The organism is Cohaesibacter celericrescens (assembly GCF_002866925.1).
GTDB lineage: Bacteria > Pseudomonadota > Alphaproteobacteria > Rhizobiales > Cohaesibacteraceae > Cohaesibacter > Cohaesibacter celericrescens.
Window position 1 is genome coordinate 321707 of record NZ_PKUQ01000001.1, and the last position, 15996, is coordinate 337702.

At 52.5% G+C, this 15996-nt stretch carries 12 protein-coding genes; all 12 read right to left on the reverse strand.

Going from position 1 to position 15996, the window contains the following annotated elements:
- Positions 1–1680 (reverse strand): DNA repair protein RecN, encoded by a 1680-nt coding sequence (gene recN, locus C0081_RS01520; protein ID WP_101532027.1) that lies wholly within the window; start codon positions 1678–1680, stop codon positions 1–3.
- 189 nt (positions 1681–1869) lie between these two features.
- Positions 1870–2688 (reverse strand): outer membrane protein assembly factor BamD, encoded by an 819-nt coding sequence (locus C0081_RS01525; RefSeq protein ID WP_101532028.1) that lies wholly within the window; start codon positions 2686–2688, stop codon positions 1870–1872.
- A gap of 287 nt (positions 2689–2975) precedes the next feature.
- The gene (lpxC, locus tag C0081_RS01530; protein WP_101532344.1) at positions 2976–3941 is read right to left on the reverse strand and encodes a UDP-3-O-acyl-N-acetylglucosamine deacetylase; all 966 of its coding nucleotides are present in this window, start codon (positions 3939–3941) and stop codon (positions 2976–2978) included.
- Between the two features lie 297 nt (positions 3942–4238).
- The gene (gene ftsZ / locus C0081_RS01535; protein WP_101532029.1) at positions 4239–6200 is read right to left on the reverse strand and encodes a cell division protein FtsZ; all 1962 of its coding nucleotides are present in this window, start codon (positions 6198–6200) and stop codon (positions 4239–4241) included.
- A gap of 203 nt (positions 6201–6403) precedes the next feature.
- Complete coding sequence (ftsA, locus tag C0081_RS01540) at positions 6404–7699, reverse strand: cell division protein FtsA (RefSeq protein WP_180966704.1); 1296 nt, start codon at positions 7697–7699, stop codon at positions 6404–6406.
- Positions 7700–7725: 26 nt separating this feature from the next.
- Positions 7726–8649 (reverse strand): cell division protein FtsQ/DivIB, encoded by a 924-nt coding sequence (locus C0081_RS01545; RefSeq protein ID WP_101532031.1) that lies wholly within the window; start codon positions 8647–8649, stop codon positions 7726–7728.
- Positions 8646–9569 carry a D-alanine--D-alanine ligase gene (locus C0081_RS01550; RefSeq protein ID WP_101532032.1) on the reverse strand — a complete coding sequence of 308 codons (924 nt, stop codon included), beginning with the start codon at positions 9567–9569 and terminating at the stop codon, positions 8646–8648. The genes C0081_RS01545 and C0081_RS01550 overlap by 4 nt, the downstream gene beginning before the upstream one ends.
- Before the next feature lie 306 nt (positions 9570–9875).
- Positions 9876–10832, reverse strand: a complete 957-nt coding sequence (gene murB, locus C0081_RS01555) for a UDP-N-acetylmuramate dehydrogenase (protein WP_101532033.1) — start codon at positions 10830–10832, stop codon at positions 9876–9878.
- Position 10833: 1 nt separating this feature from the next.
- A complete protein-coding gene (gene murC, locus C0081_RS01560) occupies positions 10834–12243 on the reverse strand; it encodes a UDP-N-acetylmuramate--L-alanine ligase (RefSeq protein ID WP_101532034.1) in 1410 nt (469 codons plus the stop codon).
- Positions 12240–13346: an undecaprenyldiphospho-muramoylpentapeptide beta-N-acetylglucosaminyltransferase gene (gene murG / locus C0081_RS01565; protein WP_101532035.1), complete on the reverse strand. Its 1107-nt coding sequence runs from the start codon at positions 13344–13346 to the stop codon at positions 12240–12242. Before murG ends, murC begins: the two co-directional genes overlap by 4 nt.
- A gap of 45 nt (positions 13347–13391) precedes the next feature.
- On the reverse strand, positions 13392–14534 hold the full coding sequence (gene ftsW, locus C0081_RS01570) for a putative lipid II flippase FtsW (RefSeq protein WP_101532036.1): 1143 nt from the start codon (positions 14532–14534) through the stop codon (positions 13392–13394).
- Positions 14531–15958 carry a UDP-N-acetylmuramoyl-L-alanine--D-glutamate ligase gene (murD, locus tag C0081_RS01575; RefSeq protein WP_101532037.1) on the reverse strand — a complete coding sequence of 476 codons (1428 nt, stop codon included), beginning with the start codon at positions 15956–15958 and terminating at the stop codon, positions 14531–14533. Before murD ends, ftsW begins: the two co-directional genes overlap by 4 nt.
- Positions 15959–15996: the final 38 nt, after the last annotated feature.

Here is a 15996-nt window from a genome sequence, read left to right on the forward strand (position 1 = left end):
TTATGCCCTCGCTTTTTCATCAGACATCAAACGGCGAGCAGCCGCCCGTGCCTCGTCGGAAACAACATCGCCCGCCAACATTCGCGCAATCTCTTCTTCTCGGTGATCGCCATCAATAACAGAGACCCCCGTGGCAACCCTATTTTCGCCCTTAACAGCAGTTTTCGCAATCCGCATGTGTGCGTCAGCACGAGAAGCAACCTGTGGCGCGTGGGTGACTGACAACACCTGCACATTGCCAGCAAGGCGCGCCAATCGGCGCCCAATAGCATCGGCCACCGCACCACCAACGCCGGTGTCAATCTCGTCGAAAACAAGCGTCGGCGCAGAGCCTTTATCGGCCATAGCAACCTTCAGTGCCAATAGGAAGCGAGACAACTCCCCACCGGATGCGACTTTCATCATCGGCCCGGCTTTGGTACCCGGGTTAGTTTGAACCCAAAACTCAAGCTGATCAATGCCGTCTTCACTGCGCGCCTCACCATCACTGGTCATATTGACCAAGAAGCGAGCGGCCTCCAGCTTCAGGGACGGCAGTTCTGCCATCACTTCTTTAATAAGTGCATCGGCTACTTTCTTGCGTTTTTTACTCAGATCGACAGCCGCTTTATCATAAAGGGCTTTGGTGCTGACAGCGGCCTGACGCAGCGCAACCAAACGCTCTTCGCCATGATCAAGCGTATCGAGTTCTTCGCGCATTTTTGCCAACAAACCAACCAAGGCATCGCCGGTTAGCTTGTGTTTTCGAGCCAACGCCCGCAGACCAAAAAGCCGTTCTTCGGTCTGTTCCAATTCACGCGGATCAAAATCCGTTTGCCGTTGAGCTTCTTCAAGGCTGCCACGAGCTTCTTCCAAGGCATTCAACGCAACATTCAAATGCTGCAAAGTTTCATCGAGCAAACCCGGCATTTGTTCGGTTTTGCGCTCAAGTCGCCGCATCATTCCAGACAAGGTTGGGATGGGCGACGCATTGCCATCCAGCACCTCAAAAGCCTCATTCAGATCGCCAGCAATCTTTTCCGATTGCATCATCACAGTGCGTTTAGCGGCAAGTTCATCTTCTTCCCCCTCAACGGGGCCAAATGCGGAGAGCTCATCGACCGACGCATTGAGATAGTCGGCTTCCTTGCGTGCTTCTTCAATCGAGTGTTCCAGATGCGCCAGATCTTTTTCAGCCTTGCGCCAATCCTTGAATAGCTTACCCACCTTGGCAACTTGGCCCTGCAATCCACCAAAAGCATCCAGCAAACTGCGATGCACAGAAACGTCCACCAAAGCACGATCATCATGCTGCCCATGAATCTCGACAAGACCGTCGCCAATCTGGCGCAGCATACCGGCACTGACGGGTTGATCATTGACATAGGCTCGCGTGCGGCCATCACCATTTTGCACACGGCGCAAAATAAGATCACTGCCACTGGACAGTCCCTGCTCTTCCAAAAGGGAAAAAACGGGGTGGCTGGGCGTAAGGTCAAAGCTGGCGACAATCTGGCCCTGTTTTTGGCCAGCACGCACCAACCCACCATCTCCCCGCCCGCCGAGTGCAAGCGACAGAGAATCCAGCAAAATAGACTTGCCCGCACCGGTTTCGCCGGTCAGCACAGTCATGCCATCGCCGAATTCCAGATCCAGGCGATCAATCAACACAATGTCACGGATGGAAAGCGAGGCGAGCATGGTTTCCTCTTGGATCAGACGAGCTTAACTGGTCAGTTCACTGACTCGGATTTCGAGCCATGCTATGACAATTCGCCATCTAAAAGCAATCAGGCAATGCGCAAAAACGTGAACAAAACAAGATCATTCCCACAAGACAATTCTATGCGACGAGACATTTCTATCGTGCGGGGCAAACTTGACTGCCTATCAGCGAAACAGGCGTGCCATCCAAGAGCCGCGATTGACCTTGGGGGCCAAACCATCCTTATTCAGCATGCCATAGGCAATCTTGTACCATTTGCTCTGCGGGAAGTTATGGCCCAAAACAGCGACTGCGGTTTGTGCTTCATGGGTAATGCCCATGGCGAGATAGGACTCAGCCAAACGCATCAAGCCTTCTTCCACCTGACGTGTCATCTGGAAGTCAGTTACCACCACTTTGAACCGGTTGACCGCCGCAATATACTCTTTGCGCTCGAGATAGTAACGACCAATCTGCATTTCCTTACCTGCCAATTGATCCATTGTAATACGGATTTTGCGGCGGGCGTCATCGGAATATTCAGAATCGGGGTAGCGCTGGATCAACTCGTTCATCGCCTGCATCGCACGCTCTGACGATTCTTGATCGCGTGTAACATCAGGAATCTGTTTGAAGTAGGACTGCCCAATCAAATAATAGGCGTATGGCGCATCGTCATCACCGGGATATAGTGCAATGAATCGCTTTGCTGCCGAGATACACTCTGTATATTGACCGCTTTTATAATGCGTATAGGCGGTCAGCATCATGGATTTGCGAGCATAGTTGGAATAGGGATGCTGGCGATCAAGCTCCTCGAATTTCTTCTTGGCTTCTTTTGCATCGCCGGTTTCCATAGCCACAAGGCCTTCTGCATAGAGCTTCTCGGCTGGAATCTCTTCAAAAGCCAACTCGGAAGGGTCGGTGCTGGAGCAAGCCGCCAAGCCGGTAGCCAACACCAGAGCGAGCCCAAACCGGCCGCGTTTTGCAGAAAGAAAACCCATCGTTACTCATACCCTTCAATCAGGAAGCAGATCCATCCGCCCGGCCGCGCAGGCCACGTCTATCTTGTCTTTACAAGAAAGCAGTAGAATTTTCCAACAGTGTCATCACAATTTAGGAAAAAATGTGTCTTACCGCCAAGTTGCTCGCTATATCTTCACAGCAAAGTCACTTATACGCACAATCTAAGACAATCGCACCCACAATCCCAAGATTTTTGCCGCCAATAGAGTGTTAAAACAAAAAGGGTGACTTGCGCCACCCCAAATTTATCAAAACAAATGCAAGCTTAGTTGGTTTCAGGGCCCATCGCTGCCTGAATAGCAGGGCTGGTATGGGACACGCCAACACGCATGGAATTCCGTTTGCTGGCAGCAGCTTCCACCCACTCCCAATTGCTGTCATCTGCAAAAAGAGCTTCCAGCATATTGAAATTCAATTTGTGGCCACCTTTGAATGAACGGAAATGCGCCAGAAGCTGAGCACCAGCCAATGCAAGATCTCCAACGGCATCCAGTGTTTTGTGACGCACAAACTCATCGCTATAACGCAATCCATCAGGATTGACGATTTTCTGATCATCGCCAATGACAACCGAATTTTCCAAGGAAGACCCAAGCGCATACCCTGCGGCCCAAAGGCGCTCAACATCGGACATAAACCCAAACGTGCGAGCCAAGCTAACATCACGTTTGAACACCTCTGGTGTCATTTCAGAGTCGAAAGTCTGAACACCGATGGAATCGCAATCAAAGTCGATGGTGACATCAAACCGTGTTCCATCATAAGGCATCAATTCGCCGACGGACTCACCATTCTGAACACGCACAGGCTTCAACACACGGATATAGCGGCGCGGTGCTGACAATTCTGTCAAGCCAACCTGATCGATTGCATCGATATAAGCACGAGAGCTGCCATCCATAACAGGCACTTCATCCGCATCAACTTCAACCAGAACATTGTCGACACCGTAGCCAACCAATGCCGCCATCAAATGCTCGATGGTGGCAATCATCCCTTTTTGAGGATGCCCGATAATCGTGCAAAGCTGGGTATCAATGACCGAAGAAAAAGATCCTTTGATCTCCAATTCGGTGCCATTTTCACGATCAACACGCAGGAAGTTAATGCCGGTATTGGGGTCTGCCGGATGCAAGATCATCTCGACGGGCTTACCGCTATGCACACCAATACCCGACACCACCACACGTTCGCGCAAAGTGGTCTGTTTAGCGTTTAGCAAATTTGCCATATTTATGCCCCTAATCGTATCTATCGTTTTTTCAGTGTCGGCCGCCCACATCCAGATGTGGAATCTCTTTCGCCAACGATACGCATGATACGCTTTATGCTTTTCTTGAGCCGAACATAACGTGTGAATGATCTGTTTACCAAATCACGCTTTCTTACCCTATGTTACGAAAATAATCCCGACGCACTGATAATAGAGCCGTCAATAAAAACACATATATTTCAATAAATTAGAAGCCGGAGTTGGCTCAACCCCGGCTTCTGGCAGTCTATTTATTATAGTTTATGTAACAGAGTGTTACCGCACCTGTCTGCGCAAGAAGGCAGGAATTTCAACTTGTTCTTCTTCGCTGATTCCCTGAGCCTGTGGCGCAGCAGTTGGTACAGAGCGGCCATGCGGGTCCAGCTGACCCTGCTGTGGCTGATACATGCTGTTTTGCGTAGGCCGTTGTTGGCGCGGTGCAAACTCATTAAAAGGCGATCCTGCAGCAGGCATGCCTGGCTGAGAAGAATGTGGCGCATGAGGTGCAGCAGGTGCATTCATACGCGGCATGGCAGGCAATTCATTTTGCACAGGACGCTGAGCGGCTTGAGGCGCAGGCGCTTGCTGGGGCTGATAATGCTGTTGTGCCTGTGGCTGCTGAACACGTGGCTGCATTGGCTGTTGCACAGGTGCGGCTTGCTGCACTTGCGGAGCAGCCTGTGCTGCCTTTGCTGCCTGTGGTGCATGACCACCAGCAGCCTGTTCAAGTTCGTCTTCACGACGACCAAGACCAACAGCAGCAAGGCGTTTCAACAGGCTCATAGGACGCGTTTCATCATCCTGATGTCCCAATTCTTCACGATTGCGCAGAGCTTCGAGCTCACGTTGGATCATGGGTGGCAATTCATCCACATTCGGCATTGCACGGCGCAAATTTTCGGGCACTTCAGGCATCGCAGGAATGAAAGGTTGTTCCGCAACGACAGGCGCCTCAACGACTGATTTTGGAGCTTCAAATTCTTCTTCGTTCACCGGCTCAATCACAGCTTCAGGCTTAAAGGGCGCGATGGAAACTTCAGGATCCTGCTGTGATGGGCGGGAAACTGGCATTTCAGGAAGCTTGATTTCACGCTCGACCGCTTCCACGGCCTCAGCCACAGCAGCACTTGCCTGATCGGAAACAGACGCTTCAAGAGATACAGCCTCAGCTGGTGCATCGGCTTCAACGTCATAGGTTGGAGCAGCAACGGTCCGCAGACGCTCGTTCAACTCTTTCATACGCTGATCGGCAGGCATCACGGTTTCATGCAAAACCTGATCAATGCCGGTTGCAACGACGGAAACACGGATCATGCCTTCCATTTTCTCGTCAAACGTCGCGCCGAGAATGATGTTGGCATCTTCATCCACTTCTTCGCGGATGCGTGTGGCCGCCTCGTCGACTTCAAACAAGGTAAGATCTTGTCCGCCAGTGATAGAAATCAGCAGCCCCTGAGCACCCTTCATGGAAATATCATCAAGGAGCGGGTTGGCAATCGCGGCTTCCGCTGCAGCCAACGCACGGCCTTCGCCAGACGCTTCGCCTGTGCCCATCATAGCTTTGCCCATTGCACGCATAACCGAGCGCACATCAGCAAAGTCAAGATTGATCAAGCCTTCTTTGACCATCAGATCGGTGATACAAGCAACGCCGGAATACAACACTTCATCGGCCATAGAGAAGGCATCGGCGAAGGTTGTTTTCTCATTGGCAATACGGAAAAGATTCTGGTTTGGAATGACGATCAGTGTGTCGACACTCTTTTGCAGTTCGTCAATTCCGGATTCCGCCAACCGCATACGGCGTTGGCCTTCAAAGTGGAACGGCTTGGTCACAACACCAACGGTCAGGATACCCTGTTCACGGGCTGTGCGGGCAATCACAGGCGCAGCACCGGTGCCTGTACCACCGCCCATACCGGCCGTGATAAACACCATGTGAGACCCGTTAAGGTGATCGTTGATTTCGTCGAGCACTTCTTCCGCTGCGGCTCGACCAACTTCAGGCTGGGAACCGGCGCCAAGACCTTCGGTCACGGCAATGCCCATCTGAACGATACGTTCAGCTTTGGACAAGGTGAGTGCCTGCGCATCTGTATTCGCAACCACAAAGTCGACACCTTCAAGGCCGGTTTCGATCATGTTGTTGACTGCGTTACCGCCAGCACCGCCGACGCCGAACACCGTAATTCTCGGTTTCAATTCGGTAATGTCGGGCATCCTCAAATTGATGGTCATTGTACCCTCATTTCACTGCATGGATCGAACTATTACCGATCTCAATCCGCTTCTGTAAAAGCCGCCGCCTAATGCGTAGCTCCGTTTAAACTCAACTTTTTCCGATCGGGGCAGCAGGGCGAATCACTTCTCAGCAATATAACCCAACCCCTTGATTCTGATCAACGATTCACGCATGTTTCACAGCATAAATCCAATCAGCATCAGAAACTTTCTTTCAGCCACTGCCCCATGCGGGCCAGATAGCCATCTGTACCGGTCAATCTTGGCTTGACCGTCATACGCTCAAATTGCTCAATCTGGGCAACTTGAGGATAAATCAACAATCCCACGGCGGTTGCAAAGGCAGGCCCCTTGCCAATATCGGGAAGACCAGCAACACCCAATGGTCGACCAAGGCGCACATTGCGGCTTAGAATCCGACGCGCGGTTTCAGCCATCCCTGTCAATTGGCTTCCGCCACCGGTCAAAACAACCCGTTTGCCCACATGGCCGGAAAAACCGGATGCTTCGATGCGATCCCGCACCACTTCGAGAATTTCTTCAACTCTTGGCCGGATAATGCGTGTCAAGGACGCCTGCGGCACCTGATTCAACAAATCCCTGTCGTCATCACCCACCGGCGGAATGGCCACCAGTTCCTGATCATCAGACAGGGACAACAGCGCACTGCCATAAAGGGTCTTGATACGTTCGGCATCGGCCAGACGCGTTGAAAGTCCACGGGCCAGATCCATCGTTACATGATGACCACCCATGGCGACCGCATCCGAATGCACAAATTGCCCGTCCACAAAAATGGAGATCGACGTCGTCCCACCACCGAGGTCGACACAGGCAACACCTAATTCCGCTTCGTCATCCACCAGACACGCCAAACCCGAGGCATAGGGTGTCGCCACCATCATTTCGACATCAAGGTGGCAGCGATTGATGCACAATTCCAAATTTTTCAAAGGCGCACTTTGTGCCGTGACCACATGCATATCAACCGCAAGGTCATCACCCAGCATACCGCGAGGATCACTGATGCCCTTGCCACCATCCAGCGAATAGCCGATGGGCATAGAATGCACCACACTGCGATCCATGGTCAGCAAATGCTCAGACCCGGCTTGCAGAACACGCCGAATATCGGCTTCATCGACTTCATGACCATGCAGCGAAACTGTGGCACTCAGCGTGTCACTTTTGATACGTCCGCACGATACATTGACGATCAAGGATTCAACCGTGATATCCGCTTGACGCTCTGCCGCATCGACAGCAAGGCGGATCGAGTTTTCGGCCTGATCCAGATCGACAACAACACCGGATTTGATGCCACGCGCCTGATGCAGACCAAAGCCCAGAACCTGAATGGTATGAGTGCGATGGCGCAGCGCCTCACCAAAGGGGCGCGGCACCAACCGTGCAATCACGCAACAAACCTTGGTAGACCCAACGTCCAGAATGGTGATGACCGATGACCGTTTTTGCGTGAGATAACGACCGCGCATCTCCCGCTTATTCCAAGGCGAACCCCTCATGTCTCCACCTCTTTGGCCACGTTGGCCCCAAGATCACGCAGGGCTTGACGTCGTCTTTCGGCGGCATCTTTGCTCATACGTACAAAAGTCCGATCGGACAACCGCATATCCACCAGAGATATATCCTTGCGAGACAGGGAGCCGTCTTCATCAAACGCCAGCAGGTTATCCAACGCATCCTGCAGATCGATTTCCGGCAACTTCGCCTGCACACCGTTTTTGAAATAAAGATCCCAGCGCCGTTCCGACACATAAACGACCGCGCGGGTCTTGCGCGCCAGTGATGGATACTGCGCCAGTATTTCAAATAATTCTGACGCTTTGCGTTGGGCCCCATGGCCAACGACCAAAGGCAAATCAGCAAACTCTGGGTCAATGTGATCGGACAACACCGAACCATCATAGGAAATCAGCGATACATATTGCCCTCGCTGCCAAAGGGCAAATGGCTTTTGCTCGCGAACCACGACTTGTAGTTTATTCGGATATAATTTTTGGACGGATGCCTCGGCAATCCAGCTCACTTGTTCCAGATTCTTGCGCGCCACATAGGCATCAAAGGTCAGCAGGGAGCTGTCCTCATTGATCCCAAGGACTGACAGAATCTCGGCTTCCGTAACTTCTTTTTGACCCGTAATCAGCACGGCTTCAACTTTAAGCCCCAGAACGGTCGAGGCGCGTTCCAGTGCCGTTTGGTTTTCTCCACCGATCATAGAGCCATACAAGGCCGTGACAGCAAGAAAGCCCACGGACAGTCCCCAGCCAACACCGCGGGGCAGCCAGGTTTCTGCGATCGGGATAATACGTTTATAAAACGGCAGGCGACGCTGCTCATAGGCATAGGCGCGGGGAGCCAATGAGTCGCGTTGCTTTGCAGCGCGCCTCCGCTCACCTTTATCTTTTGCCAATTTGCCTATCATCGGTCGCACGAAGCGTCCTCCACCATCCAAGTAACCAATTGTTCAAAATCGAAGCCCGCTTTTGCAGCCATTTCTGGCACAAGAGAGGTTGGCGTCATGCCCGGCTGGGTATTCACTTCCAGACAGATCAATTCGCCCTCATCACCAACGCTTTCGTCATATCGAAAGTCTGCGCGCGAGATGCCTCGACAACCAAGCGCATGATGCGCTGATATGGTTAACGATTGTATATATTCGTAAACATTCGGTTTAAGTTCGGCAGGTAAAGTGTGGGAAGACCCCCCCGGAGCGTATTTTGCGTCATAATTATAGAAAATGTGATCGTCAGACGCGATGTCGATAATATCGAGCGCACGATCCCCCATCGCTGCACAGGTCAGCTCGCGTCCGGCAATGTAGCGTTCCACCATCACAATGTCCCCGTAGGGCCAATCAGCAGAATAAAGCTCTTTTGGCGGATGTTGCTGATCTTTGGTCACAATCAAGACACCAAAGCTCGACCCTTCGCTGACAGGTTTGATAACATATGGCGTCGGTAAAGCATGTTCTTTTGCCGCATCTAGACGGTGCATGACTTTTGATTCTGCAACCGGAACGCCAGCGGCACGCATGATATCTTTGGCTTTTTCCTTATTCATCGCAACGGAAGAGGCCATAACACCACTATGGGTATAGGGAATACCCAGCACTTCCAGTAGTCCTTGAATGCACCCATCCTCACCATAGGGACCGTGCAAGGCATTGAAGGCAACATCAGGCTTCAAGTCTGACAAAACGGAGGCGATATCCCGCTGGACATCCACACGGCTGACCATAAAGCCAGAGGCTTCCAGTGCATCCGCACATTCTTTACCGCTACTCAACGAAACCGGACGTTCCGTCGACCATCCACCCATCAGAACTGCAACATGTTTTGCCATTTAACTAAACCTTTCAAGCCAGAACCAAGCTATTTTCAAAAACAGCATCCGTTCTGACCGACACTTGCATGGTTACTGGCCCACACTGTGGCAGCCCTTGCAGGTCATGCAATTTGCATTACGCCCCTCCATTTATGGTTAAAAATGCCTAACAAATGATAAGCAGAATCTGACAATCTGCGTTTTCCCAAGCCTGTTTACAAAAAATGCACAAATAAAAGAGCCGCTTTCAATGTTTGAAAGCGGCCCAAAAACGCGTAAATATATACCTAGTAAAATGAAACAAACACTTCAAAACACCAGTGTCTAACTGTCAAGAAACGGCACAATCTGCACGTCATCCTCAAAAGACCCGATGCGCTTGATTTCCCAATGCAGTGAAATTCCGGTCATCTCTCGCACCTTGCCCCGCACCATTTCGCCCAACCGTTCAATGTCTTGCGCGGTTGCGTCACCGGTGTTGATCAAAAAATTTGTGTGTTTGGCTGACACTTGCGCCCCACCCAACTCAAATCCGCGAAACCCGGCTTCATCCACCAGGCGCCAAGCGCTTTTGCCGTCAGGATTCTTGAATGTGGAACCGCCCGTGCGTTCCTTGGTGGGCTGATTGTCTTCGCGGTAAGCCGAAACCTCCCCCATCTCGACCTTCAAAGCTTCTGGATCACCCGCTTCACCACGATAAATCGCTTTGGTGAAGATATAATCAGCAGGCGCTGCGCAGGTTCTGTAGCCATGGCCCAGATCATCTGGTGTCAAATCGTGAATGACACCCGCACGATCCACAGCGCGCGCGGCGATCAACCGATCTTTGGTCTCAGCACCATGGGCTCCTGCATTCATCCGCAAGGCACCACCAATGGCGCCAGGAATGCCTTTGTAAAAGGAAAACCCAGCAATCCCCTGTTTGGCTATTTGAGTCGCAAAGCGCATGTCAGGCATCGCAGCACCAACAGACACCGTTAGGTCGTCCTCCACCTCAATGCTGGTGAAAGCTTTGCCAGACAGGCGAATAACGACACCTTCAACCCCTCCATCACGCACCAGCATGTTAGAGCCAAGCCCGATGACCGTGACAGGAATGTCACTTGGCAGATGTTTTAGAAAATACGCAAGATCGGCTTCATCTGCCGGATTGAAAAACAGTTGCGCAGGCCCGCCCACCCGAAACCACGTATAGGGCGCAATATCAAAATTGCTATTGAGCCGACCACGCACATCATCGGTCCAGTCGCCAAAACGGCTCAGAAGATCCTCAAATGCCATGTTATTCTCCGGCCAATGCTTTTAACTCAGCTGGCAAGGCGTTGGCCCAACCGGATATACTGCCAGCGCCAAGGCAGACGACATAATCTCCCGGCTCTGCAATTTCGCGAATGCGGGCCGCAAGTCCTTCTGAAGGACCCAGAATTTCGGCTTTGCGGTGTCCGTGGTTTTTCAAACCCTCAACAAGCGTCTCGGAATTGAACCCTTCAATCGGTTGCTCACCGGCGGCATAAACATCGGCAACCAACACATGATCGGCCACATTCAGACAGGTACAGAAATCTTCAAAATGATCTTCCAGACGGCTGTAGCGGTGCGGTTGCATGACGGCAATCACCTTATTCTGGCTGGCTTGACGGGCCGCCCGCATGACAGCGGCGATCTCCACCGGATGATGTGCATAGTCGTCGATGATCTCAATGCCATTCCAGCTGCCAGTGCGCGTAAAACGACGTTTCACCCCCCCGAAACCAGACAAGCCACGCCGAATCGCATCCGCCGAAATGCCCAACTCATGTGCCACGGCAATGGCGGCAGTTGCGTTGGCAACATTATGTTCCCCCGGCATAGGAAGGGACAGGCCCGAAATCTCTTCGCTTTCGCCGCTACTACGGTTTTGGATGACAATGGAAAAACGGCTTATCCCGCCTTCATTGCGCAAATCAGTGTAGCGCACGTCCGCTTGCGGGTTCGCACCATAGGTAACGATCCGGCGGTCTTCGATCTGCCCCACCAGCGCCTGCACGTCAGGGTGATCCAGACACATGGCTGCAAAACCGTAAAAGGGCACATTTTCAACAAAGGCCCCAAAAGCGGCCTTCACAGCATCAAAACTTCCGTAATGGTCCAAATGCTCAGGATCAATATTGGTGACAACCGCAATGTCGGCAGGCAACTTGACAAAGGTGCCATCGGACTCGTCCGCTTCCACCACCATCCAGTCGCCCTCACCCATGCGAGCGTTGGTGCCATAAGCATTGATAATGCCGCCGTTGATCACGGTGGGGTCCATGCCGCCCGCATCCAACAAAGCCGCGACCAAAGACGTCGTGGTGGTTTTGCCGTGGGTGCCGCCAATTGCAATCGCCGATTTGAAGCGCATCAGCTCTGCCAGCATTTCGGCACGGCGCACAACAGGTAACTGCCGCGCACGGGCTTCTTTCAGCTCGGGATTCTCTGACTTGATAGCCGAGGAGACCACCACAACCTGCGCATCGACGATATTCTCGGCAGCATGCCCAATCGCAACTTTGATGCCTTTGTCACGAAGGCGCAAAACATTGGCGCTTTCGGAAATGTCACTGCCCTGAACGGTGTAACCCAATTTGAGCAAAACCTCGGCTATTCCGGACATCCCGATTCCGCCGATCCCGACAAAATGCACTGGACCGATATTTTGTGGCATCTTCATTTGGCAACTCCTGAGTTTTTCGCCAATCCCTCGACCAAATCCGCCAATTGGTTGGCGGCATCCAGTTTGCCTTGCCCCCGCGCTGCCTCTGCTGCCGCGCTGAGCTTGTCTGGATTGGCAATCAAATCTTCAATCAAATCCGAAATATCATTGGGCCTTAGGCCGCGCTGTTCCAACACCCAAGCGCCCCCGGCATCGACCAGAACCGAAGCGTTGGCCTTCTGGTCTTGATCCAACGCACCGGGCAAGGGAACCAGAATCGATGGGCGACCGATCGCAGCCAGCTCGCTGACGGATGAAGCACCAGAGCGGCAAATCACCAAATGTGCATCAGCAATCTTTTGCGGCATGTCCGCAAAAAACGGTGCCAGATCGGCTTGCATGCCCAACTCACGATAGGCAACTTTCACCTTCAGCAAATCTTCAGTGCGGCATTGCTGGACAAGCCGAATGCGGTCACGCATTGTTTGAGGCAAGCGCCCCAAGGCACCGGGCATATATTCCGAGAAAAACCGGGCGCCTTGCGATCCACCAAAAACCACCAACCGGATTTCGCCTTCAGCGGTCAACGGCGCAAAAGACGTCTTGGCAGCCTCATGCACCATCGGGCGCACCGGGTTACCAGTCAGTGTGAGCTTATTGTCGAACCCTTCAGCCCCTTTTAGAATGGGAAAACTGGCAGCAATCGCGCTGGCCCCTTTGGCCAAAAACCGGTTTGCCCGCCCCATAACACCATTTTGCTCATGCAAGCAGGACGGCACTCCCATGGTACGCGCGGCCAACATAGGGGGCACGGTGGGATAGCCACCAAACCCGACAACAATGTCGGGCTTCAGATCTTTGATCACATTGCGTGCTGCAAAATAGCCTTTGGCTAGTTTGAGTGCCGCTTTGACCATCACAACCGGATTTTTCACCGACGGTGTAGCAGAAGGAATAATCTGAATGCTTTGCGCAGGAAAATCATGACCATATTGCGTTGCGCGACCGTCGGTCGCCAAATGCACAACCCAGCCCCTCTCAATCAAAACATGAGCAAGCGCCTGTGCCGGAAACAAATGTCCACCGGTCCCGCCAGCGGTCAACAAAACTACTTTTGTCATTAAGCATCCCACCCAATGGATGGCTCCTATTGCACGTCACTCGGCTCAGTCAAAATTTTGATAAAACTGCCCCTGCTCCAGCCCCACTTCAGGCCTTCGCCGTGTGAGCGCCAGCAAGAATCCCATTCCCAGAGCAACAGACAGGAGCGACGACCCGCCATAAGAAATGAATGGCAGCGTCATACCCTTGGCAGGCATCAACTGCAAGTTAACAGCGATATTGATCACGGCCTGTAGGCCAAACAGCAGTGCAAGGCCCGCAATCGCCAATCGTTTAAACAGATCTTGCGTCTTTAATGCCAGCATCAATGCCCTGATCACCACGAACACATAGGCCCCCACGAGCAACAGGCAAACCAGAATACCGAATTCCTCTGCAAGCACCGCAAAAATGAAATCGGTGTGGGAATCAGGCAAAATACGCTTGACCATACCCTCGCCCGGCCCTGTGCCCAACCAGCCACCACGAATGATGGAATCCATTGCTGTGTCCACCTGAAACGTGTCACCAGTGGCTGGATCAAGGAACCGATTGATGCGGCCCGTAACGTGCGGAACAAACATGTAAGCCATTGTCAGTCCACCAACCCCGAGCCCCATCAGCAGGAATATCCAAAAAAGCGGCATTCCCGCCATAAAAAACAGTCCAGCCCAAACCACACTGAGCAAAACAGTCTGGCCAATATCGGGCTGCGCAACCAACAGCGCAACCACAACCATGAACAAAACAATGGAAAACAGATTGCCCGGAATCTCTGGTCGACGATCATTCTCTGCAAACAACCAGGCAGACAGCACCACAAAAGCCGGCTTCAAAAACTCGGAAGGCTGTATCGAAAATCCGGCGAAACTAATCCAGCGCTGTGCCCCTTTGGCTGAAAAGCCCAAAACCAGCGTTAGAACCATTCCCAGCAAGGCACCCACGAACACCACCAACGCAATGCGTCGGACCGTACGAGGGTTCAAAAAGGTGACACCGACCATCAAACCAAGCGCCATAGGCAAAAAAATCGCGTGCCTGATGACAAAATGATAGGAATTCAAATTCAACCGTTCGGCCACGGCAGGGCTGGCCGCCATAGACAAAACAAGACCGGAGAACAGCATCAAGACCAGCGCCAGCAGCATGGGCCGGTCGATGGTCCACCACCATTCGGTCAGAATATTCTTGCGCGTGCGCCGCATTATAACCCCTCGTCAGACGAATGGCTTGGATCGATGGGTACGGTTCCACTTTCCAGATAGGCATGCACCGCCTCGCGAAACTTATCACCACGGACCGTGAAATTGGGGAATTGATCGAAGGAAGCACAGGCTGGAGAGAGAAGAACAACACGCTCCTTTGCACCGGCTCCAGCCGCTTTACAGGCATCTATTGCCGCAGCGAGCGCCAAATCCATATGCGCACAAATGCTATAGGAAACGCCGTTCTTTTTGAGTGTTCTCGCAAATTCATCGGCAGCATCGCCAATCAGATAGGCGTGCTCAACGCGATCCAAAAGATCAACAAGCGTCTCAATACCCCCTTCTTTGGGCAATCCGCCTGCGATCCAATGCACAGACCGGAATGAGGCCAAGGCGCGGGCAGCGGCATCCGCATTGGTTGCTTTACTATCATTGATATACAGCACACCATCGGCAGCCCCGACCTCTTCCATACGGTGCTCTAAACCACCAAAAGAGATAAGCCCGCGAGAGAGAGCAGCAGGCGGCAGATCAAACTGCCGCACCACCGCAATCGCCGCAGCAGCATTCTGCGCATTGTGAGTGCCACGAAGGGCGCGCGCCTGATCCAGATTGAACAGAAAATCGCCTTCCATGCTTTGCAAAACCCCATCAGGGGCAGCCACCATTGCACGGCTGTTGCCAAAGCCCGAAATTGTTACAATGGTCCGTCCCTTGAGGCGCAAATTTGATGCGACATTGGCAGACAACCGGTCATCCAGCGCAACAACGGCAAGGCCCGAAGACGAAACCATTCGGGCTTTAATTTTGGCATAACTCATCAAATCCCCATGCCGGTCCAAATGATCGGCGGAAATATTGAGCAACAGGCCAATGGACGGATCAATGCTAGGAGCCAGATCGATTTGGTAGGACGAGACTTCGATGACATAAATGCGGTCTGACGCAAGTGGCTCCAGAGCCAGAACGGGCGTCCCTATATTGCCACCCATCTGGACATCCATACCAGAATCTCTCAGCATATGAGAAATCAAGGCAGTGGTTGTGGATTTACCGTTGGTGCCCGTAATAGCAACAAACGGACAATCAATGCCGCTATGCCGCCGCTGACGACAGAAAAGCTCAACATCACCGATGATCTCAACCCCTGCCTGTTGCGCCAGTTTGACGCTCCAATGCGGCTCAGGGTGGGTCAGTGGTACACCGGGCGCCAGCACCAGCGCAGCAAAAGAAGACCAATCTGCTTCGCGCAGATCAACAATCTCAACACCTTCAATCAAAGCCGCTTTGGTACGGCTGGCTTCATTGTCATCATAAGCAACAACGCGCGCACCGCCCGCAGCAAGCGCTTCCAATGTCGCCAACCCGCTGCCGCCAAGTCCGAACACCGCAACTGTTTGGTCGTCAAAAATGGTAATCGGGATCATTGTCTTCTCTCAGTCGCAGCCTGTCTAAACCCGAGCAG

Coding starts and splice junctions, on each gene's coding strand:
- lpxC (WP_101532344.1), bottom strand. CDS start 3,941: ATGGCAAATTTGCTAAACGCTAAACAGACCACTTTGCGCGAACGTGTG.
- recN (WP_101532027.1), bottom strand. CDS start 1,680: ATGCTCGCCTCGCTTTCCATCCGTGACATTGTGTTGATTGATCGCCTG.
- murG (WP_101532035.1), bottom strand. CDS start 13,346: ATGACAAAAGTAGTTTTGTTGACCGCTGGCGGGACCGGTGGACATTTG.
- C0081_RS01550 (WP_101532032.1), bottom strand. CDS start 9,569: ATGGCAAAACATGTTGCAGTTCTGATGGGTGGATGGTCGACGGAACGT.
- murB (WP_101532033.1), bottom strand. CDS start 10,832: ATGGCATTTGAGGATCTTCTGAGCCGTTTTGGCGACTGGACCGATGAT.
- C0081_RS01545 (WP_101532031.1), bottom strand. CDS start 8,649: ATGATAGGCAAATTGGCAAAAGATAAAGGTGAGCGGAGGCGCGCTGCA.
- murC (WP_101532034.1), bottom strand. CDS start 12,243: ATGAAGATGCCACAAAATATCGGTCCAGTGCATTTTGTCGGGATCGGC.
- murD (WP_101532037.1), bottom strand. CDS start 15,958: ATGATCCCGATTACCATTTTTGACGACCAAACAGTTGCGGTGTTCGGA.
- ftsZ (WP_101532029.1), bottom strand. CDS start 6,200: ATGACCATCAATTTGAGGATGCCCGACATTACCGAATTGAAACCGAGA.
- ftsA (WP_180966704.1), bottom strand. CDS start 7,699: ATGCGCGGTCGTTATCTCACGCAAAAACGGTCATCGGTCATCACCATT.
- C0081_RS01525 (WP_101532028.1), bottom strand. CDS start 2,688: ATGGGTTTTCTTTCTGCAAAACGCGGCCGGTTTGGGCTCGCTCTGGTG.